The sequence below is a fragment of the Micromonospora fluostatini genome (genome assembly GCF_050410825.1).
GTDB lineage: Bacteria > Actinomycetota > Actinomycetes > Mycobacteriales > Micromonosporaceae > Micromonospora > Micromonospora rosaria.
On the sequence record NZ_CP191251.1, the window covers coordinates 5948694 to 5972439 of the forward strand.

A 23746-nucleotide genomic window follows, 5' to 3' on the forward strand; every position below is an offset into this window, starting at 1 on the left:
CCTCCAGTGGGATCAGGAAGACGTCGTTGCCGGTCTGCCGTCCGGGTCCGGGGTGCCGGGGGAAACGGTCGTCGCCGTGTCACCAGTCCGACCCCGGCCTGGTCGGTGCCGAGGTCGACGGCGGGACCGGTCCGCTGCCTTCCTGGCTCGCTCGCGTTCCGTGGCAGGCGGTGGGGGTGACGCGAAGGTGATCGGCGCGTGGAAGGCGGCTCGTCGAGCCCCGCGGCGCAGGGCGGCCAGGACGGCCGGTCCCACCAGGGCGATGGCGACGGCGGTGGTGATCGCCCGTCCGGTGTCCCAGCCGAAGGTGGAGGTCACGGCGGTGAACACGGCGAAGCGGTGCAGGTTCTCCAGCAGCGGCGCGTCGGCGACGTAGGAGAGTTGGGTGTCGGCGCCGGTGCTGAACGGCCAGAACCACAGGTTCATCAGCAGGCCGTAGGCGTAGGCGGCGATCATGCCGTAGCCGGCGAGGGCGGCGATCTCCGCGCGGCCCCGCAGCCGGGCCGGGAGCAGGCCGGCGCCCAGGCCGATCCAGGAGGCCGCCAGCATCTGGAAGGGCAGCCAGGGTCCGACACCGGCGGTGAGCAGTGCCGACGCGAACAGCGAGATCGACCCGAGCAGGAAACCGAAGCCGGGGCCGAAGACCCGGCCGGCGAGGACGAGCAGGAAGAACACCGTTTCGATGCCTGCGGTGCCGGCGCCGAGCGGCCGTAGCGCGGCGTTGACGGCGGCGAGCACGCCGAGCATGGCCAGGCCCTTGCTGTCGATGCCACCGGAGCTGAGTTCGGCCAGGATGAGGGCCAGCAGGAGCGGGAGCACGGCGGCGAACACCAGCGGCGCCTCGGTGGTGCGGGCCATGGACTCGGGTTGGGCGGATATGAAGAACGGCCACGTGAAGGTGGCCAGGGCCGCGACGGAGGCGAGGGTCAGGATGACGGTGGTGCGGGGTGCGACCCGCAGGACGGTCACGCGGGTGGTCCGGGGCGGGTGAGCGCGGCGGTGACCTGGTCCACGGTGAGCCAGGGCTGGGGGGCCAGCACCTTGGCGACCTGTGGTGCGAAGGCGGGCGAGGAGAGCATGACCTCCGTGGTGGTGCCGTCGGCGACGATCTCGCCCTGGGCCATGACGATGACCCGGTCGGCGAGAGCGGCGACGAGTTCGACATCGTGGGTGGCGACCACCACCGCGCGGCCGGCGGCGGCCAGACGCTGGACGATGGCGGCGAACTGTTGCTTGGCGTGGTAGTCCAGTCCTCGGGTCGGCTCGTCGAGCAAGATGACGGACGGGGCGGCGGTGAGCTGGATGGCGAGCACGAGGGCCAGCCGTTGTCCCTCCGACAGGTCGCGTGGGTGGTGATCGGCGGGAAGTCCAGGGACGAGGTGGTCCAACATCGCCCGGCAGGTGCCGGCGGGCGCTTCCGCTTCCCGGTCGGCCTGGCCGCATTCGGCGCTCACCGTCTCGAGATAGAGCAGGTCGGCCGGGGATTGCGGAACCAGCCCGACCAGGCGTCGCGCGCGGGTAGCCGACAGTGACGCCGGGTCGGCGGTGCCGTCCGGGCCGGTGACGGTGACCGTTCCACCCTGCCGGGGTCCGCTGCCCTGGAGCGCCCAGAGCAGGCTGGACTTGCCGGAGCCGTTACGTCCCATCACAGCGACGACGCGGCCCGGGTGGACATCGAGGTCGACGCCGGCCACCGCGACCGTTCCCGGGTAGCGGACCACGATCTTGCGGGCGGTCAGCACCGGGACGGCGTCGGGTGCAGGCCGCGGGGGAGGCGGGCCGGCACTGGTGAGCCGCTGCCGGAGGTCGGCCGCGCGGCGGCGGGCGTCGCGCACGGACAGCGGCACAGGCGTCCACCCCGCGACACGCCCCAGCTCGATGAGCGGTGGGACGAGGTCGATGTCGGTGAGGACGGCCGCCGGTTCGCCGTCGACGACGGTGCCGTCGCCGGGCAGGTAGAGCAGCCGGTCGGCGTACTGCACGACGCGTTCGAGTCGGTGCTCGGCCACGACGACGGTGACGCCGAGGTCGTGGACCAGGCGGGTGACTGCGGCCAGCACGTCCTCGGCGGCGGTGGGGTCCAGCGCGGAGGTCGGTTCGTCGAGGACGAGGACCTGGGGGTGGTTGGTGAGGACAGCGCCGATGGCGACCCGCTGCTGCTGTCCGCCGGACAGCGTCCGCAGCGGTCGGGCGCGCAGGTCGGCGATGCCGAGCAGGTCGAGGGTTTCCTCCACGCGTTTGCGCATGGTCGCCGGGGTGAGCGCGAGTTGTTCCATGCCGTAGGCGAGTTCCTCCTCGACGGTGTCGGTGACGAAACCGGCGAGCGGGTCCTGGCCGACGATTCCGACGACGTCGGCGAGGTCGCGGGGCGGGTGGCTGCGGGTGTCTCGGCCGTGCACGGTGACGGTGCCGTGCAGGGTTCCGCCGGTGAAGTGCGGTACCAGTCCGTTGATGGCCCGCAGCAGCGTCGATTTGCCGGTGCCGGTGCGGCCTGCGACGAGGCACAACTCCCCTTCGGGGATGTGCAGGGTCACGTCGCGGAGCGGTGGTTCGCCATGGTCGGCGTAGTGGACGGTGACGCGGTCGAAGTCGATCATGATCGGGTTTCCGGCTGCGGGTTCCTGGAGGGCATCCCGCCAGGGGTTGCCGTGTCCGCCGGCGGCGGTGCCGCCGGGGCGGGCGGGGTAGGGGGTGCCGCCCGTACCGGCGGCGGGGCCAGCCAGGCCGGTGCGACGGCGACCGCGACGGCAAGCACCATCATCGGGGTCACCTCGGGCCAGGTGAGCGGGCTGACCGGCGGGTAGAGCCGGTCAGGGTCCACCGATCCGGCCAGCATCATCACGGCGGCGGTGACCACACCGCAGCCAGAGACAGCGAGTTCGGTGAGCCGCCAGCGGTCTGGCCGGTAGCGGCTGCGCCGGACCCGGCGGCCGGCCAGCAGCATTCCGGCCACTGCGGTCGCCAGGCCCAGGAGCAGCATCGGCAGGCCGAGGTAGCCGGGCACGGTGGCGTCGAGCAGCCCGTAGACGCCGACGCACACGCCGACCAGCCCGGCGAGGACCAGCCCGCCGGTGAGGAGACGCTGACCGGCCGGTATCGCCGCGGTACGGCCGTAGCCGCGTGAGTCCATGGCGGCGGCCAGGGCGAGGGATCGGTCCAGTGCGTCGGCCAGCACCGGCAGGGCGATGCCCCGCAGGGCGCGGACGCCGTGGCCGGGGGCACCGCGCAGCCGCCGGGCCCGGCGTACCCGCAGCACGCTTTCGACCAGTTGCGGGGCGACCGACAGGGCGACGACCACGGCGGTGCTGACCGCGTACAGGGCACCGGGCACGGCTTTGAGTAGTCGCTTCGGGTTGGCCAGGGCGTTCGCGGCGCCCAGGCAGATGAGCATCGCTGCCAGCCGCAGCCCGTCGTAGAAGCCGCCGAGGAGTTGTTCGGCGGCGACCGGCCCGAACAGCCGGATACCGGCCGCCCAGGCGGGCAGCGGGATCTCCGGCAGGTGGACCAGGACGTGCTCGCCCTGGCCGCCCCCGAAGATGAGCCGGAACACGACGCGCATGACCACGATGACGGTGCCGAGGACGAGGTACATCCGGAACGCCAGCGCCCAGGGGGCGTCGCCGCGGCGGTACACGACCACCAGCGCGGCGACCGCGATGATCATCGCTAGCGGCAGCGGATTCGTGGTGTGGCTGGCTGCGGTGGCCAGGCCGAGCGCCCACAGCCACCAAGCGCCCGGATGCAGGACACGCGGCAGCCTCCCGGCCGCCGTGGCGGCGGGCCGGACGGCAGGCGCTGTCACCGGTGTCGGAGGGTGGGCGACGCTGGCGGGGCTGGCGGCGTCAGTCATCCGGATCGACGGTCCGTCGGCGCCGGGCGGCGACGATGCCACCGCCGGCGAGCGCGACCAGCAGGAGCAGCCCGGCCAGGGTGGCCAGCGGAAGCCCGTTGGGTGTGTCCGGAGCTGCGGTGACCTCGGTGGGCGTGATCGGGGCCGCAGGCTCCGCCGGTGGCGCAGCCGGTGGGACTCCGGTCGGCGTGGTGCCCGCTGCTGGCGGTGTCCCTGTCGCCTGGTCGGTCGGGCTCTGGGCCGTGCCGGCGGTGGTGGGGGGCGCCTCGGTCACGGGGGAGGGGCTGCCGGGCGCAGCGGGTGGGGTGGTCCCGGCGGCTGCCGGCGGTGGTGCGGCCTGCGGCGGAGGCGACGGCGGTCGTGGTGCGGGCGGCGTCGAGCGCGGCGGCGACGCCGGTGGGGTGGTCCGCGGCGGTGGGGCCGGTCGGCTGGGGGGGACAGCGGGGCGGGGCGCGTTGTCCGCCCTTCGGTTGAGGGAGAACGCCCAGCCCTCGAAGCTGCCGGTCGGTGGCGTGCGGTTGAGGACACCCTTGTCGCTGTAGGTCCAGGAGCCACCGTGGGGTGCGTGCCAGTACGACCAGTAGGCGCTGGCCGGCGGCGTGTCGACGCACTTCTCGGTACTGGTGGAGGGTTTGCCCTCGATCCGGCAGATGAACCCCTCACCCCAGCGCAGGGTGCCGGCGATCTGAAAGCCGGCGTTCTTCAACGCTGCCAGTCCGGTGGCCTGATCCCCGGGCGCGCAGCGAACGACCGTTCCGCCCCCGAGCTCCTTGAAGTCGACCACGACGGTGACCCCGTTGGCGTCCGGGCAGTAGCCGGCGCTGCCGGCAGCCGTGGCCGGCCCGGGTGCGACGACGCTGCTGGCGGCGGCCACGGCCAGGACGAGCACGGCGCGGGCGGGCCGGGCGCTCATCGCGTCCGCCGCCGTCCGAGCACCAGCACCACCGCCCCCGTGGCAACGAGCAGGACCGCGACGAGCAGGTAGGTGCCGACCGCTGCGCCGGTGGTCGGCAGCCGCCCTGGCCCGCCTGCTGTGGGGCTGCTGGTGGGGGCGGTGGGAGACGGAGGTGGGGTGGTGGACGTGGGCGGCGGCGTGCCGGATGGGGAGGCGCTCGGGGTCGGACTGGGGGTGAGCGACGCTGTCGGCGTGGGCGACCCGGTCGGGGTGGGTGCCGGGGAGGTGGTGGGTGGGGGTGACACGGTGGCCGACGGTGTGGGCTCACCCGAGGGAGGTAGGTCCAGACCGATGCGACCCAACGGTACCTGGGCCAACCCGAGCAGCGCCTGGGCGGTGGCCCGGCGCCACTGGTCCCGGACGTTCTCGGTGATTCCGGCGCGGGTGGCGTCGCTCAGCGCCGCAGTGTTGTAGGCGATGGCCCCGGCGTCGCCTGCGGCGGCACCCGCACCGGTGGTGGTGAGCTGGAGCGCCGTCAGGGCCTGCGCCGCCCGCGCGGCCTCGCTGTCACGGCCGGCGGCGGCGAGGGCCTGCCCGGCGAGACCGGTGCTGTTGGAGTTCGCGCCGCTGGTAGGCCCCGATCCGCCGAACGACCCGTCGGCGCGTTGCTGCGCGGCCAGCCAGTCCGCGCCGCGGCGGGCGGCGTCGGTGGCACCGGCGGTGTCCGGCGTGGCGAGGAGCGCCTGGACTGCCATGGCGGTCGAGTCGACGTCGAGTGCGGCGTTGCTCTGCGCGTCGCAGGACGGTGACGGTGCTCCGGCGTCGTCGGGGTAGAGGCGGAAACCACCAGCCGCGCACTGCTGCCGGATCAGGAAGTCGACGCTTGCCTGTGGCACGCCGCCGCTGCGGGCCAGGCCCAGCACCGTGAACGACTGGTCGAAGGTGTTACTCGGGTCCGGGCCGGTCGCCTCGGTGGTCCGGCTGGTGATCCGACCGTGCTGGTGCCCCGTCGCCGCCCCGGCGATCAGTGCCACGGTTTCGGCGCGCAGGTCCCAGCCGCCGAAGTCGGTGGGGTCGGCACCGGCGGCGGAGGCGGCGTAGAGCAGTTTCGCGGTGGCGCCGCCGTCGGTGAAGCCCTCGACGCCCCAGTCGTCGTAGCTGTTGTAGGACCGCACATGGGCGGCGATCTGCGTCGTCGCCGTCTGCCGGGTCGATGCGGTAACGCCGGTGGCGGTCAGGGCGAGCAGCCCGTCGATGGTCAGCCCCCAGTCCTGTCCGCCGAACGGTCCGGGCAGCGCGCCGTCGGTGTACTCGCCGGCCAGCCAGGTCGCGGCGTTGCGGGCGCTGGCGGTGTGGGCTGGGGATGGCGCGGCGACCCCGCCGAGGGGTGTGGCGAGGATGATGGCGAGCGCCGTGCCGGCGGCTACGCCAACACCGGCGCGGACGCGCTGGAGCGGGGACCTGGGCATGAGGGATGCCTTTCGCAGAGCGGTCGGTGGAAGCTCCGGAAACGCCCTGGTAAACGGCTGCGCTCGTGTGCTTCCACGACTGGTGCCGTTTCCCTTTGCCCGGACTTCACCCTGTAGACCTCGACAGTGGAAGCCGCTCGTCCTGCGTGGGGCATTCCGGCTCGCGAGACTCGCCTCGCTCACGGTTGCGGGTCAGCGTCGGCTTCTACCGACTTCCCCCCACACAGGACGTATTCAGTTAGACACCCGGCGCGCCGGGTGTCGACACGGTACCGCCCGGTCGCCTCGCGGCGCCAGCACGGCTGTCGACACCCGGCTCATCACCGCTTCGCGTCGGGTGAGCCCCGGTTCACGGGGCGGTGATGCTCGGCGGTGCTCCAGCCCCGAAGGACCATCCCTCGACCGTGCCCGGAGCCGGGTTGTAGCTGGTCGCGCCCAGGGTGCTGTAGGTCCAGGCGGCGCCGCTACCCGAGGCGTGCCAGTAGGACCAGTAGGCGCTGGCCGGTGGGGTGTTGATGCACGGTTCCGTCGCGGAGGTCGGCTTGCCGTTGATCCGGCAGATGAAGGCCAGCCCCCACCGTTGGGTCCCGGTCACCGTGAAGCCGCCGCCCTGCAGGGCGGCCAACCCGGTCGCCGGGTCACCGGGTGCGCAGGCGACCTGGACGCCGCCTCCCAACGCGCCGTAGTCGACGACCACGGTCACCCCGGCCGTGCCGGTGCACGGGGCGGCCTGAGCGGTGCGGGGAGTTGGTTCGGCAGCGATCAACCCGATCGACACGACGGCTGCGGCCACCATCCCGGCAAGCCACCTGCGGGGGGACGTCTGGATGCGGGACATGAGCCCTCCTCGGGGCGGACGTGACAGTCGGGTGGTCATCGGCAGCGAAGGACAGGATCACCGGGAGCGGCGGATGCCGCCGACAGTTGGGCGTATCCGGTGCCGGTCAGGCCGAGGACGGCCTGGGCGGTGGCGCGGGGGGCAGTGGCCGGGTCGAAGGCGCCGCCGTCAAGCCGGACAGCGCCCCGGTTGGCGGCCGCAGCGGCGCAGCCGACCTGGAGACCGGCCAGGAAGACGCGGGCCCGCAGCCAGGCCAGCGGCCGACCGCCGTCGCGCAGGGCCTGCGCGGCCAGTCCGGTGCTGTTCGCGTTGGGGGTTCCTCCTCCGTTGACGAAACTGCCGTCGGCACGCTGTACCGAGACCAGCCACCGCAGGCCCGCAGCGGCGTCAACGGAGCGGCCGGCGACTCGCAACGCCTGGACCGTCATGGCCGTGGCGTCGACATCGGAGACACAGGTCGGCTGCGCGGGCAGCAGCGGATAGCCGCCGTCCGGGCACCGGGTGCCCGCCAGCCACTGTCCGGCCGCCGAGGGCACGCCCTGCGCGGTCCGGCTCAGGGCGAGAATCGCGAAGGACTGGCTGAAAGCGTTGCTGTAGTCACCCCACGCAGACCGGTCGGAGAACCGGCCGGCGGGGGTCTGCAGTGACCGCAACCGGGCCACCAGGTCGACGCCACCGACGTCGGTCGGGTCGCCGCCGCGCACCGTGACGGCGAGGGCGAGTTTGGCGGTCGCGCCCGCGTACGCCTCGGTGGTGCCGTCACCGATGTACCCGTCGCGGATGTCCGGTCGGCTGACCCAGGCCATCGCCTGCGCCCCGAAGGTGTCGGCGACACCGGCGGACGCGAACGCGAAGACCGCGTCGAGAGTCAAACCCTGATCTGGGTACGCGACGCCGTCGAAGATCGACTCGAAGCGTTCTCCGTCGACGAGTTGCCGGGCCAGCCAGCCCGCGGCCGCGTCAGACCGAACGGTGCCGAGGGCGGAGGGCGTGGCGAGCGCCGGGGTGGTGAGGGTGAGGGCGGCAAGTACACCGCAGAGCAGGGCGAGCAGGCGGTACCGGCTCAGGCGGACGACCATCGAAGCGCCTTTCCGGCCCGGCGGTCGTCAGAAACCCGGCCCCGCCCGCAGGACGGGCGTAGTCGGCCGGCCTCCGACCCGTGGGCCACGACGGGTGAGGAGCAGGGAATCGCGGGTACGGCAGGTATTCGGGCTTGCCACCGGGTACCTCCCCGGCAGCCCACCGTTGCGGGCCAGCGCCGGACTTCGACCGGACTTCCCCCGCACGGACACGCGGCTGTTCAGTTGTCGCGCCAGTCTGGTCCGCCCCACGATCACTGTCAATCCGCGATCGTCCACACACGACAAGCGGCGGTGTCGGGTCGACGAGCCGGGCTCGACCGTGTCGTGCTCCTTGCCGAGGGGGCGCTACCCCTGCTCCTCCTGGATGCTACGTCGACCCGGACGGTCCGGGCGCAACGCTCGTGACCTTGATCGGTAGGGGCTACGCGCATCAGCGCAGGCACGGCAAGGTTCTCTGGCCATCGGTGGCCGTTGCAGGCGTCGCTCAGCCCTCCCCGCCTCCGTCGATACCGGCGAGCCAGGATCACCCGGGATTGCGGAGCCTGTGGCGGAACCCGCTCGCCGACGGTCATGCGCCGACACTGGATGCCGTGATGGTCCTTGACGCGTCAGTCGTGCGTACGGCGCTGCATGAGCAAAACATTGGGGTGCGCCGTGTCGCTTCCGTGTCTGGTGGAAGGGGTGGGTCGAACTTCCGTGTCGACACGTCGGCCGGTCCGCTGATGGTCAAGGTGCGCGAGGATAGGCGGCCGTTGTTGGTGGCCAAGACCGCTGCCAGCATCCTGGGTCTGCGTGGTGTTCCGCATCCGACGGTCGTGGTGACGCCGACTCCCGTCGCCGAGGGCTGGCTGATGGCACACCGATGGATCGACGGCACGTCTCTCGACGCCGTTGGCCTCGCCGACTGGGACGACGCTCGCGCGTCTCGCCTCGGGGTCGATCTCGGCGACTGGTTACGCCGCCTGCACGCTGTCCAGCATCGCCGTGGCTGTTGGCCCCTGACCGCGCGGCGACGCTACACGGACAAGCTGCGTCGCTGCCTGGAACGAGGCATCATCGACACCGACCTGGCGGAGACGGTACGGCGGCGGTGGACGGCGGACGGGGCGGTACTGGACGACGTGACGCCCACACTCATCCACCGCGACCTGCAGCCCGGCAACATCGTCGTGCGTGACGGACGTCTGGCCGCGGTGATCGACTTCGAACACGCGCGCATCGCCGATCCGCTGTACGACCTGGTCAAACTCTCCGAGTGGGTCTTCCCGCTGCATCCCGCGATCGCACCAGCGTTGAACGAGGCGTACGGGCTCGACCGCGCGAGCGTCGGGGTCCGCGCCCGGCTGAGGGTGGTGTCAATGCTGGAGCACCTGTCCGCGTTGGTGTATTTCGCCAAGCACAGGGACATGGCGATGGTCGACAGCCAGCGAGACCTGCTGGCCCGGGTGGCCGAAGAAGCCGGCGGATGACACCATCATGGCCGCCGCCGCGTATGGCGCCGATTCTGCGGAATCACTTCGTGGGGAAACGCCGGTGGTCGTCGGGCGGCTTCTGCGGCTTCAGGGCTGCGGGCCGGCGGACGAAAAGCGAATCCGTTCGCCGGCGCCGACCGGGGTCCGGAGGCCGTGCATGATCCGCCCCAGCACCTCATAGGCCCGTCCGGGGTCAGCGACCAGCATCTGGTCCGTGCCCGTCATGAGCTGATCAACGAGCGGACCGAGGCTCAGACTTGCCGTGGCTTCGGCTGATCCGGGCGGCGATCTTCGAGCCAGCGCATTCCCGTGACGCTCACCCTCGAGAGCTGGTCGTGGATGCCTGGTGGTGGTTGTCGGTTGGTCTGTCGACGACCGGGGCGGTGGGTGTCGTGGTGTCGGGGTTGTTGGTGGTGTGTGGGGTGGGGGTGATGCCGAGGGTGTGGGCTGCGAGGCGGGTGGTGAGGGTGTAGGTGGTGGCGGTGGCTGCGGTGATGATGGTGAGTGGCCAGGGGGCGTGGGTGGCGTTGGTGGTGGGGTCGGTGGCTCCGATGGTGACGGCGATGACGGCGATGGTGCTGTTGAGGGTGAGGTGGTAGGCGAGTGCGGCTTCGAGTCCGCCGGTGTGGGTGGTGAGCCAGCCGAGGGCGATGCCGGTGGTGAGGACGCCGAGGGTGCCCCATCCGCCAAAACCGTGGAGGGCGGTGAAGATGGTGGCCTGGGTGGTGATGGCGGGCCAGGGTGTGCGGGTGAGGCGGCCTACGGTTTGGAGGATGACGCCTCGGGTGACGTATTCCTCGGCGGCGACTTGGCCGACGATGAGGCTGAGCAGGATGGCGAGGGTGGTGAGGGAGGGGCCGAGGCCGATCCAGGTCCGCGACGGCGGTGGTGATGTCGTGCTGGTGTCGGGGTCGAGGACGGTGAGCAGGACGGTGAGGGATCCGGCGCAGAACACGAGGGCGACGCAGACTGCGGCGATGATCAGGCAGACGGCCAGCCACTGCCAGCGCAGCCGGCCGGTGACGCTGCTGAGGGTGCCTGTGCGGCGTTTCTCGCCCCAGTGGACGGCGAGGAGGGTGGTGGGCAGGATGCAGGCGATCTCGGCGAATGAGAGGACCAGTCCGGTGTAGGGGCCGAGGACGGGCAGCCCTTCCGGTGGGAGGTGTCGGGTGGTCAGGGTGACGGGGAGTTGGGCGGTCTGGGTGCCGATCAGGACTGCCGCCATGGTTAGTAGGGAGCGGCGTCGGGGGATGTGCTGGCTGAGTCGGTGGTAGGGGGTGCCGGTCGCCGACACGGACGAGGGCATGGGGGTGGGATCTCCAGGGCGTGGAAGGGGTGGGCACGGGCCGGCACCAGACCGGGCGCGGTGTGCTGGTGGGGTTCAGCGGCAGGTGTGGGGTGTCGGCGGCCAGGTGAGGGTGTCGAGGTGGCAGACGAGGCACCGCACGCAGGGCAGAACCTGGTCCAGCCGGGTGTCCCCCACGTGACGCATGACGGCGGCCGGGGACGGCAGCGTGACGGCCTGGCCCGTGACCTCCGAGAACAGCAGTGCCATACCGATGACCATGAACAAGAGAGACTGCCGCCTTTCCGTGGGACATGACGACTGGCGTCGGCGGCCGGTCAGTCGGCCGGTGGCGGTGGTCGGGGTGCCGGTTGTGTCTGGTCGCGGACTGGCGAACCCGCCGTTGGGATTCGACCGGGCCGTCTACCGGTGGCAGGTGTGTTGGAGGCGGCAGGCGGTTTCGTCGGCGATGCGGCGGTGTAGGTCGGCGAGTTGCTGGTCGGTCATGCGGGTGAGGTCTTTGTCGTTCGGGGCGGGTGACGGGGTGGGGCGGATCCCGCCTGGGCTGGGTGTGGTGTTGGGTGCGTAGTGGAGGCCGGGTCCGTTGCCGTGGGTGTTGGCGGTGCTGCCGCAGCGGATGGTGGTGCCGTTGGTGTGGTGGAGGCAGGTGGGTGTGTGGCCGGTGAGGGTGCCGGTGCCGGTGGCGCGGTAGAGGATGGTTTGTCCGGTGCCGAGGGTGGCGGTCCACCGGTCGCGGCCAGCAGGGATGACTTCGTAGACGGTGATGGTGTGCCAGTTGGGGAGGTCCTGGTAGTCGGCGCGGATCCGGTCGACGATGGCGGTGGGTGATACCCAGGTGGGGTCGAGGCGGTGCACGGTCAGCGGCGCGAGGCGGAGGCCGGGGTGTCGGGCGGGCAGGGTGGTGATGGCGGAGATGGCGGTGGCGGATCCGCGTGCGGTCATCGGGGCGACGTAGGTCGGCCGACCGCCGCCGGTGGTGAGGGTGTATTCGGCGGTGTTGGCGGAGTTGACGTCGTCGTCGGGGAGTTCCCATCCGGTGCGGCGGAACAGCCAGTCGGTGAAGGTTCCGGTGGCGGTGGTGGCGGCGCGTTGCTGGGCGGCGAGGCTCAGCGGGTACGACGGGCCGGGTACTGCGGTGGTGTCGGTGGTGATGGTCAGCTCGCCGGTGGTGCCGTCGTAGAGGGCGACTCCGGCGGGTTTCTCGGTGACGACGAGGATGCCGGTCTGCCGTTTCAACGGCACGACGACGAGGGGCCGGTTGTGGTCGCAGTAGGCGTAGATGTCGTCGGCGGCGAAGCGGACCCACCGCTGCTGGGTGGAGATCTGGCGGCCGAGGTTGTGGGCGAACAGGCCGCCGGCACGGGCGTCGGCCCGCTCGTGGTTGAACTCGCACCGCCCTGCCGAGCCCTGCCCACCCCCGTTGTCGGGGGTGATGAGGACGGTGGCGTAACCGGCGAGCATGCCCCGCCGGGTGACCAGGGTGGCGTGGCGGTTCTGGTCGGGTAGGTGGGCGTCGCTGACGATGTCACCGCCGTCCGGCAGGGCGGATCGGGCCTGTGCCTGGGCGACCTGGAACGGGATGCGGTCGTCGAGGTCCGGAACCGGGGTGGTGGTGACGGTCAGGGTACCGGCCAATGTCCGGTCCTGCTGGTATTGGGTGTGGGTGATCCAGCCGATCGCCACGATGGCGCCGATCAGGCAGCCGAGGAGGCCGAGGCCGATCATCGGCCGGTTGTCGTACTCGTCGAGGCGGGCGCCGAGGCTGCCGAGGCCGGCGGCGATGGCCAGGCCGACTACGGCGGCGAGCGCGACCGGGAGGATGGGGCGGAGTTCCCACACGGCGACGGTCGTGTAGTAGGGGGCCAGGCCGAAGCAGCCGGCGGCGAGCAGGACGGGGCCGCCGAGCAGGAGGGCGGGCTTGAGGAGACGGTTCACGACGAGGCCTCCGCGACCGGGATGGTGCTGGTGGTGTGGAAGGTGGGGTGGGGTGTGGGGGGTCTGCGCAGGAGGTAGCGGACAGTGGAGGCCGCGACCCGGGGCAACAGGCCGACGGTGTGCCAGCGTCCGTCGACGGGGTCGGCGTGGTAGCCGTGGCGGGTGAGTTCGGCGGCGATGCCGGGTAGGTGCGCGGCGCCCCACACCATCACCACGTTCCCGTGGGTGGTGGTGGCGGTGTTCACGGCGAGGGCGGTGCGGGCGTCGAGCAGCACCCGGTCCACCGCCTCCTGGCGGGGGTCGGGGTGAGGACGGGGTCTGCGGGGGTCGTGTCCGTGTGCGGCGGCTCGGGCGATGTGGCGCAGGCCGAGGGCGAGCAGGGCGTGGAAGCGGCAGTGCTGCCAGGGTTGGGTGTCGGGCCAGCCGAGGCGTTCCCGGGTGGTGGTGAGGTGGGCGCGCATGGCGTCGTGGCCGACGGCGCGGATGATGTCGAGGTCGGCCATGTCGACGGTGCGCCAGGTGGGCCGGTGCAGGACGGAATGTTGGGAGACCCAACCGAGCACGCTCATGCGCCGGGTGTCGAGGTCACGGCTGGCGTGAAGCTCGTTGAGGACGGTCTGCTCGTCGGCGGTCGGGGTGTCGGCGGGGGTGAGGTGCTGGGAGCCTTCGTGCTGCACCTGCCAGCCGTCCCGTTCGTGGGCGGTGATGTCGTCGGAGAGCACCTGGTGGTAGCCGGGCTCTCCGAAGTGGAAGGTGGATGCCACCACCATCCGGTGTCCGGTGTCCGGGTTCCTGAACGCGGTGACGGGGGTCTGGAGAGCGAGAGGGCGGCGGCGGCCGGTGGACCGCACGCGGATGTAAGGCAGGGTCATGGTCCTCAACTCGGTGAACAGTCGGGCTCGATGTCTCGAAGGGCCCACCCGGTCGGTGACGGCAGGGGTGAGGCGACCTGGTCGTTGCCGACGTTGGAGCGCGGTCAGCCGGCAGGCGCCGGGTGAGTGCGCAGCGGGCGGCCGGTGCGGCGCAGCGGCCACAGCGCGGGCCCGGCGGGTAGGTGCAGGGGCAGGTCGGGGTGGTAGCCGCACGCGGTGAGGTAGTCCCGCAGGCCGGTGGTGGTGACGACCGCGTCGACTGGGATCCCTTCCTCGTCGGCAATCTGGTGGCGGTGGTCGAGTAACTGCCGGCCGACACCCAGCCCACGTTGGGAGGGGTGGATCCACAGGTAGGTGAGCCAGTGGTGGGGCGCCGCAGACCGGTAGCTGTCGAGGGTCGTCTGGAGTTGCGCGTAGCGGACGGCTGCCCGTCCGGCGTCAGGGCCGAAGCGGTGCCGTGGGGGCAGGGCGGTGTTCGGGTGGGTGTGGTGGTGCCACACGGCGACGCCGGTGACGTCGGCGAGCACGTCAACGCCCCCGTGCTCGACGGCGTGGGTGATGTCGGCGGTGAGGAGGGGGTGGAGGTGGTGGTAGCGGTCGCGGGGTGTGACGTCGGTGGGGAGGAGCCATCGGGTGAGGGGGTCGTGGACGGCGGCGGCGGTGAGCATCGCCGCGATCACAGCCACATCGCCCGGCAGGGCTGTGCGGAAGTGGTGGACTACGGGCACGGTCATCGGAGGGGATCCTCACTGAAGCAGTCGACAGGTGGGGAGACGGTGCTCGGGAACGCGGCGGGCAGCCCGGCCGACCCGGGACGCCACAGACGCCAGACGGCGGGGCCGTCGGGCAGGGTCAGGGGCGGGCAGGTGTGGTAACCGAGCCGCTGGTAGAGGCCACGCCGGGGGCTGGTGGTCGCCACGTAGGCGGCCACACCCTGCGCGTCGAGACGCCGGTGGTGATGGTCCAGGAGGGCGGTGCCGAGGCCACGGCCCTGCCGGGCGGGACGGACGGCGAGGTGGGCGAGGTGGTGGTGCGGCTCGTCGGGGTGACCGACCTCGAACAGCGCCTCCATCAACGCGAACAACGGCCCGTACCGACCAGTGACCTCCGCGAGCGCCGCCTGATGCGTGGGAGCGGGTGGGGGTGGTGGGTGCAGGCGGGGGTACCACACCGCCACAGCACTGCGGTCGGCGACCGTGTCCACGTGCCCGTGCTCCAGGCCGTGGGCCAGGACGGCGGTGAAGTAGCGGTGGTAGATGGTGTGGCGGTCGGTCGGGTCGGGGATCAGCCACCCGGCGACCGCACTGTCGTGGAACGCCTCCGCGAGAACCTCGGCGAGGGCGTCGACATCGTCAGGCGTGGCACGGCGGACGGTCACCCGGGCAGTGGTGGTCATCGGAGGGCTCCCGGCACGGGTTCACCCAGCGGCGACACACTGGTGGAGACCAGGGCGGCGAGGGCAGCGAACAACTCGTGCACCGGCGGTTGCACATCCTCGGCGACCTCGCGCAGGTACACGCGGGCGCGCAGTGAGGCGCCGGCCAGGAGCGCGGTGTCCAGGTGGGTGTGCAGGACCAAACCGGCCAGGATCCGGTCACTGTCACCCAACGGAGCGCGGTCACGTAGCTGCTGGGACAACCTCGTCCACGGCCACGCCGCATCAAACCGGTCAGCGGGCCGGTAGCCGCCACGCTTGGCCCAAGGCCGCCACCGGCTGCCGGAGTGCGACGTCAGCAGTCCGGTCTGGCACATCCGGTGCGCGACCCAGTCATGCGCCGACCCGGCGACGAACGCCAGCCACACCCGCGTCGACTCCGGTTTCACGGCCGCGATGCGGTCCAGCAGCACACCCTGCACCACGTCCGCCGGCCGGTGGCGGTCGCGCACCTGGACCTGCCCCCGGTCGACCGTGATCCGCCCGCTGACGTGCAACTCGGCGAGCAGCGCGGCGGCCAACCCGTACGCCGCCACCGGCCGGGGCAGCCGCGGCTGACCGGTGTCGTCGTGAGCGAGGAGGTGGAACTCGTCGGCGAACCGGTGCCCGTCACCACCCCGCGCCTGGAGACACACGGGTGCGGTAGTGGGCGGGGCGTGGCGGGGCACGTGCGAGCGGGCGGCGGAGCGAGTGGTCACCGCAGCAGGCCTTCCTGAATCGAAACGGACTCGTCAGAGGGGATGCCGAGCTGGTGGAGCAGGAGACGGCCACCCGGGTGGTCGGCAAGTTGACGGACCGCCCAGGTCTGCTGCGGGCAGGGACCGTCGGCCGGGCAGGCGGGGCAGACGCCGCCGTCGGCGTGGGCGCGGACGGTGCGGGACGCGGCGGTGAACCGGTCGCTGGGGTGGCCGCTCTCCTCCAGGCGCGTCATGACCCACCCACCGCGGGAGGGGCCGGTAGTGCTGCCAGGTCGAGGTCCACGACCACCGGCAGGTGATCACTCGCCGCCCGGCTGACCGGGGTGTCGACCACCGCAACCCCCGACACCGCCCGCAACACCGGCTCGGTCGCGTGAACGGTGTCGATCCGACGGGCAATCCCCCGAACGCTGTACGGACACGACGGCCAATGCCCCGTCGTCGCCTGCCACGGACGACGGGCATGCGCGGCCACGTCGTACAGGCCACCGGCCTCCCACACCGCCGCCGGCCGCCGATCCGCACGGTGACTGGTGCCCGGGTGGGTGGGCTCGTGGCACTGGTGCACCAGATCCGGCCACCACAGGTGCCCGGTGTAGGGGTCAGGGTCGTAGAAGTCACCGTTCACCCGGGCCGCGCCGACGGCGTTGAAGTCGGATCCGACCAGCACCGGCCCTGCTGGTGCGGTCACGGCCGCGAGGGCGGTCTCGGCCTGGTCCAGACGACGATGCCGACCGAACGCCGGCGCGTGATACGACGCGAACGTCACCGCCCGACCAGCCACCACAAACCCGAGACGGACCAGCGAGCCGTAGCCGACACCCCGCCAACCACCATGGTGATGCACGGCGGGGCTGTAGGTACGGAACGTCTCCGGCAGCGGGGTGAGACCGGGACGCCACAGCAGCGCCACGTGCAGGGTGTGATCACCGACCGCGACCGCGTGGACCGCCCGGCCGCCGGACTCCTGCACCGTCGCGGTCAACCCGGTCCGCTCCCCCACCTCCGCCACCAACCGACCAGCGCGACCCGGCGGGCACTTCAACTCCTGCACCGCGATCACATCCGGCCGGATCGCACGAATGGTCTGAATCACCTGCCGCTGCCGCTCACCCTCCCGCGCACTCTCAGGAGCAAGGGTCAGATCGAGCAGGTTGTAGGTCGCAAAACGCAATCGCATGAGCGTGTCTTCCTGAAGTGAATGGTCAGCTGGACTGGTCGGTGCACCGTGGCTGGCATGGCGGCTGACCGTCTGCCGCCATACCAAACGCTCACCTACATGCGAGAGTCCATTCATTGATGATCTAAAAATCGGCGCTAGGCCACCGAGGGCGAGGCTAGGCCACGAACAAGGCCGGCAGATGCCAGCGCCGGTCTCACAGGCGCACCCGAATCGCTCGTCTCATCGCCACCCTCCTCATGATGGGCGCTCGCTATGAGCATTTCTGCCGGCCGTCATTCTTTGCTCACCGCAAGGCCGCCCTTGAATAGGTTCGCTCGGATCTGAGGTTTGGTCGACACAGCGGACGCGGACAGAGCAAGTTGTCCGTGTTCGAGCGCCGCCAGCCTTACTAGATGGGAGGCCGGACAGGTAGACCGGGTGCTTCGCTCCGGAGCGAAGGATGGGAGACGTAGAGTTGATGTTGTGCGCGTACCCCTGCCAACCCCCGAGGCATGCCGCCAGGATGGGAGGGGCGGTGTACCGAGGTGACCTCCGAACACTTCCCCGCTTTAACGTCCCGCCGGCCTGAGACACGGCTGCCCGAGGAGGCGCTATGCATTCGACGATTGGCACCGCCCCGATTCGTGCAGCGGATGCGGTGCGGGGTTCCATTAGTTTCGACCAGCTCCGCAGTTACGAAGGATCCCTCTACTGGCTGGAGACTCGTCCCGGTTCTGGCGGGGGAACCACCCTAGTACGGTGGCAATCCGCCGAAGGTATGCATGACGTCAGTCCCGCCTCCTTCAACATCACCAGCGGGATACACGCCTATGGCGGCGGCTCCTATGCCATCTTCAACAAAGAGCTGTGGTGCGTCGGCGAAGGCGGCTTGTACCGGCGGCCTCATAGAGGGGATGAGCTGGAGTTGATCGATACGGCGGCCGTTGGAGGTCTGGGTGTCGGTGCCGGCGAGTTGCTGGGCGTGCGAGAGTCCGAGCAGGGCGACGAACTGGTGGCGGTGGATCTTGCTGGCCCACCGGAGTTGAGGGTTCTTGCCTCGTCGTCGGGCTTCTTCGGTGCGCCACAGCCTGGGCCAAACTTCCTGGCCTGGTCCTGGTGGAGCGAGCGGGACATGCCCTGGGACGCCTGTGAGCTGTGGGTAGCGCCCTACGAGGCTGGTGGGCGCATCGAGGATCCGGTGCGGATCGCGGGTGGAGTGGATGAGTCTGTGGTGGAGCCACGGTGGGGACCTGACGGCGCGCTCTACTTCATGTCGGACCGTGACGGCTGGTGGAACCTGTTCCGCTGGGATGGTCAGGAGGTTCGGGCAATAGCGCCTATCACTGGCGAGTGCGCCGCGGAGCCGTGGGAGCTGGGTTACGCGTCGTACGACTTCCTCGACGACGGGCGTATCGCGGTGGCGGTGCAGCAGGGGCCGAGACATCGCCTGGTGCTTGTCGACCAGCGGGGCGCGGTGTCACCGGTCGACCTTCCGTACACGTCTATCAAGCCCTACGTGGCGGCTCACGGAAAGACGGTCGCGTTGATCGCGTCGTCGTCGACGGCGGCGCCGCAGGTCGTGCTGGTGCACCTGACAGAAGGCGAACCGCGACTGCAGGTGCTGGCCCGGTCGGAGCACGCACAGCTTGCCGGGACGGCGGTGTCCACGCCGACCGAGCTGCGGGTCCAGGTCGCGGAGGGCCGCGAGGTGGTGGCCCTGGTGTATGCGCCGACAGGCTCGGGACCGGCCTGGCGGGCTCCCGTGATCGTTCGTGCGCACCCCGGCCCCACGGCCTCCTGCCTGCTGCGTCTCGACTGGCAGGCGCAGTTCTTCACCAGCCGCGGGTTCGCCGTCGTGGATGTCGACTATCTCGGCAGCACCGGCTACGGGCGGGCGTTCCGTGAATCGCTGTACGGCCGGTGGGGTCTGGACGACGTCGCCGACTGCCGGGCGGTGGCCGAACACCTCCTCGCCGCCGGGCGCACGGTGCCGGGCCAGGTGTTCATCCGTGGTGCCAGCGCGGGCGGGTACACGGCGCTGCACGCGGTGGCACAGGACGGTCCGTTCACCGCCGCCACCGCCATCTCGGCGATCGTGGATCCCGACCGCTGGGCGACCACCGTTCCCCGGTTCCAGCGTGCACATGCCCTGCGCCTGCGTGGCGGCGCGGGCCGAATTCCCGCCGAAGCCATCCGACAACCGGTGCTCCTCGTGCACGGCACCGAGGACACTGTCGCCGTCGTCGACGACGTGCGGGACCTCGCGGCCCAGTTGACCCGCCGTGGCCTACCCCACGAGTTGCTGCTGCTGGACGGCGTCGGCCACTACGTCGCCACCTCCAGCGGCGCCGAGCTGGCCCTGGAAGCCGAGCTCCACCACTACCTCTCATCGCTGGGCAAGGCTGGAGTGAATCCTCGGGCTACACCGCTGCCAGCGGCAGCCGATGCCGCACGTAGTCGCTGAGCTCTCGGACCTCCGACTCACCCCGGTAAGGATCAAGGTCGACCTGCACATCGACAATCCGCTGGAGGCACCGGTGGGAGGCGGTCTTGGCGGCGTGATCGACCGCTTGGCGGGCAGTCGCACAGGCTTCATCGATACGGCCGGCGGCGGCCAGAGACGATGCCAGAAGCGCGGTGTCGATGGCGACTCGGCGAACATGTGACGGGCTCAGCGAGGTGAGAGCATCGCCCAGATGCCGCTGCGTCTGTGGCGGCTGGCCAAGGTCGTGGAAGCAGTGAGCCAGTTCGTCGGCGAGGTACGCCGAGGTGAAGTATCGGATCCACTCCGGCTCATCCTCTGGCCGGCTGCGACCGAGCTGCTTCTCCGCCACGCCGAGGTGGGCGACGGAGTCGGTCTCGTGCCCGAGCCGGGCATGCGCGCGGGCCACGACGGCGTGCAGGGCCGCCCGTATGGCAGGGGTGGCCTGGGCCTCGCACCCCGTCAGTGCGGTGGCGGCCATGCGCAGGCTTGCCTCGGGATGGTTGCAGTGCAGCGCCAGGTGGCCGATGTTGACGGCGAGAAGGTAACCGCCGTAACAGTGGTCATCGGCTTCTTGCGCCAACCGTAGGGCACGCAGGTAGCGGCGTTGGGCGAGGCCGTGTGCGCCCGTATCGACCGCCTGATAGCCGCACAGCTCGAAGAAGCCCGCCGCGAGTGTGAACAGACGCCTGCCGATCGGATCAGCAGCGGACGTGTGCGCGAGCAGCCGGTTGAGCTCACCCTCGATGTACCGCTGCACCTGCGCATGGACCCGCCCGGCGCCCTGGGCGTGATCCAGCTGCCGGAAGACCGCCAGAGCGGTTTCCGCTGCGGCGAATTCGTCCTCCGAAACCCGGCTGGTGGAGTTCGGTCTGCCTGACGTGGGGTTGTTCGGACTATGCAGAGCATTCAGCCAGTCCAGTGCGGCACGATCGAGTACGCCTGGCTGGAAGGGAACTCGCCTGACCAGGTGACCGTGCTCGACGTACCCAGACGCGGTGGCGGGCGGCGAGGCAACAGGGCCAACGTACCCGGCTGCAGGACGCAAGGCCCGGGCTTCCCGATCAACGCTCCGTTTCGCTTCGAGCAGCGGCAGCAGCCGCAACAAGGCGCCACCGGCGGCCAGCGCCGTGTCGCACGCTTCAACGAACTGACGGGACGGGAAACGATCCGCTGTCTCTACCCGCCGTATCAGGTCGGGGCTGAAGCGGATCATCGAACCCAACCGTGCCTGGGAGAGCTGCGCCTGTTCTCGTAGACGCCGCAACTCCGCGCCGAAGAAATGGCGCTCCGACACGGCTGGCTGGAGCGTTCGCGGGGTCTGGCCCATGACGCCGCCCTCCTCAGGGATCCCACCGAACGGTATCGAACAGCGTAGACCCACCCACCCGAGGTCACCCGTCGTATACAGATCTTGAATGGTCAGGTTGTGTCGGGTTCGAGGGTCAGGCCGGTGTGCGCGAGGAAGCTGTCGAGTAGGTCGGTGCGGTACTGGATGCTCTTGAGTCGGTTGCGGATGATCGCTTGGAGATGGTCGACGCCGGTGACGGCGAGGTTGCCGATGCTGCGTTTCAGGTGGGACCACACTGCCTCGGTCGGGTTCAGGTCCGGGGCGTAGGCCGGTAGCCGGATGACGGTCAGCCAGTCCCGGGCGTCGATCATCTGCCGCATGGCGGCGGAGACGTGGGTGTTCAGGTTGTCCCAGACGCACACGATCGGTCCGCCGAGCTGCTGGTGGGCGGCGTCGAGCAGGGCGATGTAGTCGCGTTCGCCGAAGCTGCGGCGCTCGTTCCTGCGGCCGCGGTGGGTGATCGTGCGGTAGATGAACCGGGATCGTTCGCCGGGCCGGTAACAGGTCAGCCCGGCGATCGAGACGCGGCCGGAGCCCTTGCCCGACACCGGGACCACGGGGGTGTGCCCGCGTCGTCCCCAGGTGCGTGCCTTCGGTGGGCGCAGCGTCTGACCGGCCTCGTCCTCGAAGACCAACCACGCCTGCCGCTGCGCCGCTACCGTTTTCCCGCCGGCCACGTCTCCCGCCGCCAGGTGGTGACCACGGCCTCGTCACGCTCGACCGCACGCTGCTGGGGGACCTGCACCGACCAGCCCAGCCGGTACATGATGTTCGCCGTGCCACGCAGCGTGTAGCGGGTGTGGAACATCCGGGCGATCAGGTCCGACACCCGCGCCAGAGTCCACCGCTGATCACTACCGAAACCGTGCGCCGCCGGACCCTCGTCCAGGGCGTCGGCCAACCGCCGCAACCGACCCTCATCCAGACGGCACCGAGACCCACCGGCCCCTTTCGAGGCCAGGGCCCGCTCACCACCGGCCCGCCACCGCTTGCGCCACCCGTACACCGCCGTCTGCGACACCCGCAACCGCGCCGCGATCTCCGGCACCGACACATCCTCGGCGAACCACCCGGCCGCCTGCCGCCGTACCGCCTCACGCTTCGCCCGCCCCCGCGCGGACAACCCACCTCCATCGGGATACCTCATCCCACCGATCTACCCCAACCCACATCCGTCACACCAGACCACATAGGACGAATCTGGCCATTCAAGCTCTGTAGCAACCGCAACCGCCGTGGTTCACGGAGCGACGTGTGCCGAATCCGTGTCACGTCCTGGATGCGGACAGGCGTTCCGTCCGCATGCCGTGCGTTCACCCGGCCGTCCGGCTGGGCGAGAGTGTCTACGAGCGGGGTAGCGGCTTCGGTGGCTCTGCGGGCGCCGCATCGTCCTCGGCTGACATCAGCGGGATCGGGTCGTTCGGATGGAGCGGCCATGACGGAATCGGGGGTTGACGGGTCTATGGGTGTCGGCACGGTGAGTAGTGCGGGCTTGCGTGGTGCGATGGTCGATGAGCTGGTCGCTGATCATGAGGCGAAGGGTCTGGTGATGCGGCCGGAGGTGGAGGCGGCGCTGCGGGTGGTGCCCCGGGAGGTGTTCACGCCGGGTGTGCCGCTGGCGGAGGCGTATGACGGCAGCAGTGCGGTGGTCACGAAGCGGCGGGGTGCCGAGACGGTCAGTTCGGTGTCGGCTCCGTGGTTGATCGCGGAGATGCTGGGTCAGGCGGCGGACGCCCTGGATGGTGGGTTGGCGGGTCGGCATGTGTTGGAGGTCGGGTCGGGCGGCTACAACGCGTCGTTGCTGCGGGAGCTGGTGGGCCCGTCGGGTTCGGTCACGACGGTGGACATTGATCCCGAGGTGACCGGGCGGGCGGTGGCGTGTCTGGCGGCGGCGGGGTACGGCGATGTGACCGTGGTATGCGCCGATGCCGAGCAGCCCGTCGAGCCCGCGCGTCGTTTCGACGTGATCGTGGTGACGGCGGGGGCGTGGGACATCCCGGCGGCGTGGACCGGGCAGCTCGCCGAGGGTGGTGTCCTGGTGGTGCCGTTGCGGACGTTCGGGATGACCCGGTCGTGGGCGCTGCGCCGTGACGGTGGGCGGCTGGTCAGCCGGAGCCAGCGGTTGTGCGGGTTCGTGGCGATGCAGGGCGCCGGGGCGCACGAGGTGCGGTACGTCGACGTCGCCGAGGGTGTCCACCTGCGGCTGGACGAGGGTCAGCAGGTCAGTGCGGGGGCGGTCGGCGGGCTGCTCGCGCAGCCGCGGGAGCAGGCGTGGGCGGGGGTGAGCCTGCCGCCCCGGACGGTGCTGGCGGACCTGGACCTGTGGCTGGCCGCCCACCTGACCGGGCAGGTGGAGCAGGTGGTGGTGCTCTCGGCCCAGCAGGAGGCCGTCGATAGCGGCATCGTGGCCCCGGCGTGGCGGTTCGGCACGCCCGCCGCCCTGCATGAGGGCAGTTTCGTGTACCGGTCGGCGCTGCGCTGGACCGACGACACGTTCGACCTGGGCGCGTGCGCCCACGGCCCGAACGCCGCTGCGGCGGCGGAGCGGATGGTGGCGCAGATGCGCGCCTGGGTGAACGCCGGCCAGCCGTCGGCGCGCCTGGCCGTGCTGCCCGTAGAGACTCCCGACGGCGACCTGCCGGCCGGGACGGTGCTGGACAAGCGGCATAGCCGCCTGATCCTCACCTTCACCCCCGCATAGGAAGGAACAACCGAGTGGAGAACACGGAGTTCGACGAGTTCGACCTGGACATCACCCTGGTGGACGCCGGCCCCGCCGCCGACGGGTACGCCACCAGCACCGACGACGGCTGCGGCTCGGGCAACACGGGCTCGAACGCCTGTTCCGGCGGCAGCAAGTAGCCCATCCCTCCACCCTCACCGGGGGCCCGGCGTCCGC

At 71.1% G+C, this 23746-nt stretch carries 23 protein-coding genes; 4 read left to right on the forward strand and 19 right to left on the reverse strand.

The genetic code is table 11. The features are described 5' to 3' along the window. Positions 1 to 12 precede the first annotated feature (12 nt). From ACQUFX_RS26430 to ACQUFX_RS26460, 7 genes are all read right to left on the reverse strand, one after another. The gene (locus ACQUFX_RS26430) at positions 13 to 969 is read right to left on the reverse strand and encodes an ECF transporter S component (RefSeq protein WP_428962932.1); all 957 of its coding nucleotides are present in this window, start codon (positions 967 to 969) and stop codon (positions 13 to 15) included. Continuing rightward, entirely contained in the window at positions 966 to 2597 is a 1632-nt protein-coding gene (locus tag ACQUFX_RS26435) for an ABC transporter ATP-binding protein (protein WP_428962933.1), read from the reverse strand. The genes ACQUFX_RS26430 and ACQUFX_RS26435 overlap by 4 nt, the downstream gene beginning before the upstream one ends. Next, the gene (locus ACQUFX_RS26440; RefSeq protein WP_428962934.1) at positions 2594 to 3850 is read right to left on the reverse strand and encodes an energy-coupling factor transporter transmembrane component T; all 1257 of its coding nucleotides are present in this window, start codon (positions 3848 to 3850) and stop codon (positions 2594 to 2596) included. The genes ACQUFX_RS26435 and ACQUFX_RS26440 overlap by 4 nt, the downstream gene beginning before the upstream one ends. Further along, positions 3843 to 4763, reverse strand: a complete 921-nt coding sequence (locus ACQUFX_RS26445; RefSeq protein ID WP_428962935.1) for a hypothetical protein — start codon at positions 4761 to 4763, stop codon at positions 3843 to 3845. The genes ACQUFX_RS26440 and ACQUFX_RS26445 overlap by 8 nt, the downstream gene beginning before the upstream one ends. Next, positions 4760 to 6214 (reverse strand): LPXTG cell wall anchor domain-containing protein, encoded by a 1455-nt coding sequence (locus ACQUFX_RS26450; RefSeq protein WP_428962936.1) that lies wholly within the window; start codon positions 6212 to 6214, stop codon positions 4760 to 4762. The genes ACQUFX_RS26445 and ACQUFX_RS26450 overlap by 4 nt, the downstream gene beginning before the upstream one ends. 349 nt (positions 6215 to 6563) lie before the next feature. Next, positions 6564 to 7052, reverse strand: a complete 489-nt coding sequence (locus ACQUFX_RS26455) for a hypothetical protein (protein ID WP_428962937.1) — start codon at positions 7050 to 7052, stop codon at positions 6564 to 6566. A 35-nt stretch (positions 7053 to 7087) separates the two neighbouring features. Beyond that, positions 7088 to 8131, reverse strand: a complete 1044-nt coding sequence (locus ACQUFX_RS26460) for a prenyltransferase/squalene oxidase repeat-containing protein (protein WP_428962938.1) — start codon at positions 8129 to 8131, stop codon at positions 7088 to 7090. 596 nt (positions 8132 to 8727) lie between these two features. Here ACQUFX_RS26460 and ACQUFX_RS26465 point away from each other — a divergent pair. Continuing rightward, positions 8728 to 9603: a phosphotransferase family protein gene (locus ACQUFX_RS26465; RefSeq protein WP_428967089.1), complete on the forward strand. Its 876-nt coding sequence runs from the start codon at positions 8728 to 8730 to the stop codon at positions 9601 to 9603. A gap of 319 nt (positions 9604 to 9922) precedes the next feature. Here ACQUFX_RS26465 and ACQUFX_RS26470 read toward each other — a convergent pair whose 3' ends face one another. From ACQUFX_RS26470 to ACQUFX_RS26510, 9 genes are all read right to left on the reverse strand, one after another. Beyond that, positions 9923 to 10831, reverse strand: a complete 909-nt coding sequence (locus ACQUFX_RS26470; protein ID WP_428962939.1) for a CPBP family intramembrane glutamic endopeptidase — start codon at positions 10829 to 10831, stop codon at positions 9923 to 9925. A 156-nt stretch (positions 10832 to 10987) separates the two neighbouring features. Continuing rightward, positions 10988 to 11161 (reverse strand): hypothetical protein, encoded by a 174-nt coding sequence (locus ACQUFX_RS26475; protein ID WP_428962940.1) that lies wholly within the window; start codon positions 11159 to 11161, stop codon positions 10988 to 10990. Between the two features lie 153 nt (positions 11162 to 11314). After that, entirely contained in the window at positions 11315 to 12847 is a 1533-nt protein-coding gene (locus ACQUFX_RS26480) for a hypothetical protein (RefSeq protein ID WP_428962941.1), read from the reverse strand. Then, positions 12844 to 13719 (reverse strand): hypothetical protein, encoded by an 876-nt coding sequence (locus ACQUFX_RS26485; protein WP_428962942.1) that lies wholly within the window; start codon positions 13717 to 13719, stop codon positions 12844 to 12846. Before ACQUFX_RS26485 ends, ACQUFX_RS26480 begins: the two co-directional genes overlap by 4 nt. 104 nt (positions 13720 to 13823) lie before the next feature. Beyond that, positions 13824 to 14453, reverse strand: a complete 630-nt coding sequence (locus tag ACQUFX_RS26490) for a GNAT family N-acetyltransferase (protein WP_428962943.1) — start codon at positions 14451 to 14453, stop codon at positions 13824 to 13826. Further along, positions 14450 to 15115 carry a GNAT family N-acetyltransferase gene (locus ACQUFX_RS26495; protein WP_428962944.1) on the reverse strand — a complete coding sequence of 222 codons (666 nt, stop codon included), beginning with the start codon at positions 15113 to 15115 and terminating at the stop codon, positions 14450 to 14452. The genes ACQUFX_RS26490 and ACQUFX_RS26495 overlap by 4 nt, the downstream gene beginning before the upstream one ends. Beyond that, positions 15112 to 15852, reverse strand: coding sequence for a GOLPH3/VPS74 family protein (locus ACQUFX_RS26500; protein WP_428962945.1), 741 nt, complete (start codon positions 15850 to 15852; stop codon positions 15112 to 15114). The genes ACQUFX_RS26495 and ACQUFX_RS26500 overlap by 4 nt, the downstream gene beginning before the upstream one ends. Beyond that, entirely contained in the window at positions 15849 to 16085 is a 237-nt protein-coding gene (locus ACQUFX_RS26505; RefSeq protein ID WP_428962947.1) for a hypothetical protein, read from the reverse strand. The genes ACQUFX_RS26500 and ACQUFX_RS26505 overlap by 4 nt, the downstream gene beginning before the upstream one ends. Continuing rightward, positions 16082 to 17149, reverse strand: coding sequence for an endonuclease/exonuclease/phosphatase family protein (locus tag ACQUFX_RS26510; protein ID WP_428962948.1), 1068 nt, complete (start codon positions 17147 to 17149; stop codon positions 16082 to 16084). Before ACQUFX_RS26510 ends, ACQUFX_RS26505 begins: the two co-directional genes overlap by 4 nt. A gap of 478 nt (positions 17150 to 17627) precedes the next feature. Here ACQUFX_RS26510 and ACQUFX_RS26515 point away from each other — a divergent pair, with 478 nt between their 5' ends. After that, the gene (locus tag ACQUFX_RS26515) at positions 17628 to 19478 is read left to right on the forward strand and encodes a S9 family peptidase (RefSeq protein WP_428962949.1); all 1851 of its coding nucleotides are present in this window, start codon (positions 17628 to 17630) and stop codon (positions 19476 to 19478) included. On the opposite strand, the gene ACQUFX_RS26520 is transcribed toward ACQUFX_RS26515, so the two are convergent. The 3 genes from ACQUFX_RS26520 to ACQUFX_RS26530 form a co-directional block, all read right to left on the reverse strand. Continuing rightward, positions 19435 to 20826 (reverse strand): helix-turn-helix domain-containing protein, encoded by a 1392-nt coding sequence (locus ACQUFX_RS26520; RefSeq protein WP_428962950.1) that lies wholly within the window; start codon positions 20824 to 20826, stop codon positions 19435 to 19437. The two genes, ACQUFX_RS26515 and ACQUFX_RS26520, sit on opposite strands and share 44 nt — an antisense overlap. Positions 20827 to 20918: 92 nt before the next feature. Further along, a complete protein-coding gene (locus ACQUFX_RS26525; protein WP_428962951.1) occupies positions 20919 to 21524 on the reverse strand; it encodes a transposase in 606 nt (201 codons plus the stop codon). Then, the gene (locus tag ACQUFX_RS26530; RefSeq protein WP_428962952.1) at positions 21503 to 21994 is read right to left on the reverse strand and encodes a winged helix-turn-helix domain-containing protein; all 492 of its coding nucleotides are present in this window, start codon (positions 21992 to 21994) and stop codon (positions 21503 to 21505) included. The genes ACQUFX_RS26525 and ACQUFX_RS26530 overlap by 22 nt, the downstream gene beginning before the upstream one ends. Before the next feature lie 315 nt (positions 21995 to 22309). On the opposite strand from ACQUFX_RS26530, the gene fxlM reads away from it, so the two are divergent. Beyond that, positions 22310 to 23548 carry a methyltransferase, FxLD system gene (fxlM, locus tag ACQUFX_RS26535; protein WP_428967090.1) on the forward strand — a complete coding sequence of 413 codons (1239 nt, stop codon included), beginning with the start codon at positions 22310 to 22312 and terminating at the stop codon, positions 23546 to 23548. A gap of 14 nt (positions 23549 to 23562) precedes the next feature. Further along, positions 23563 to 23709: an FxLD family lanthipeptide gene (locus ACQUFX_RS26540; protein ID WP_428962953.1), complete on the forward strand. Its 147-nt coding sequence runs from the start codon at positions 23563 to 23565 to the stop codon at positions 23707 to 23709. Positions 23710 to 23746: the final 37 nt, after the last annotated feature.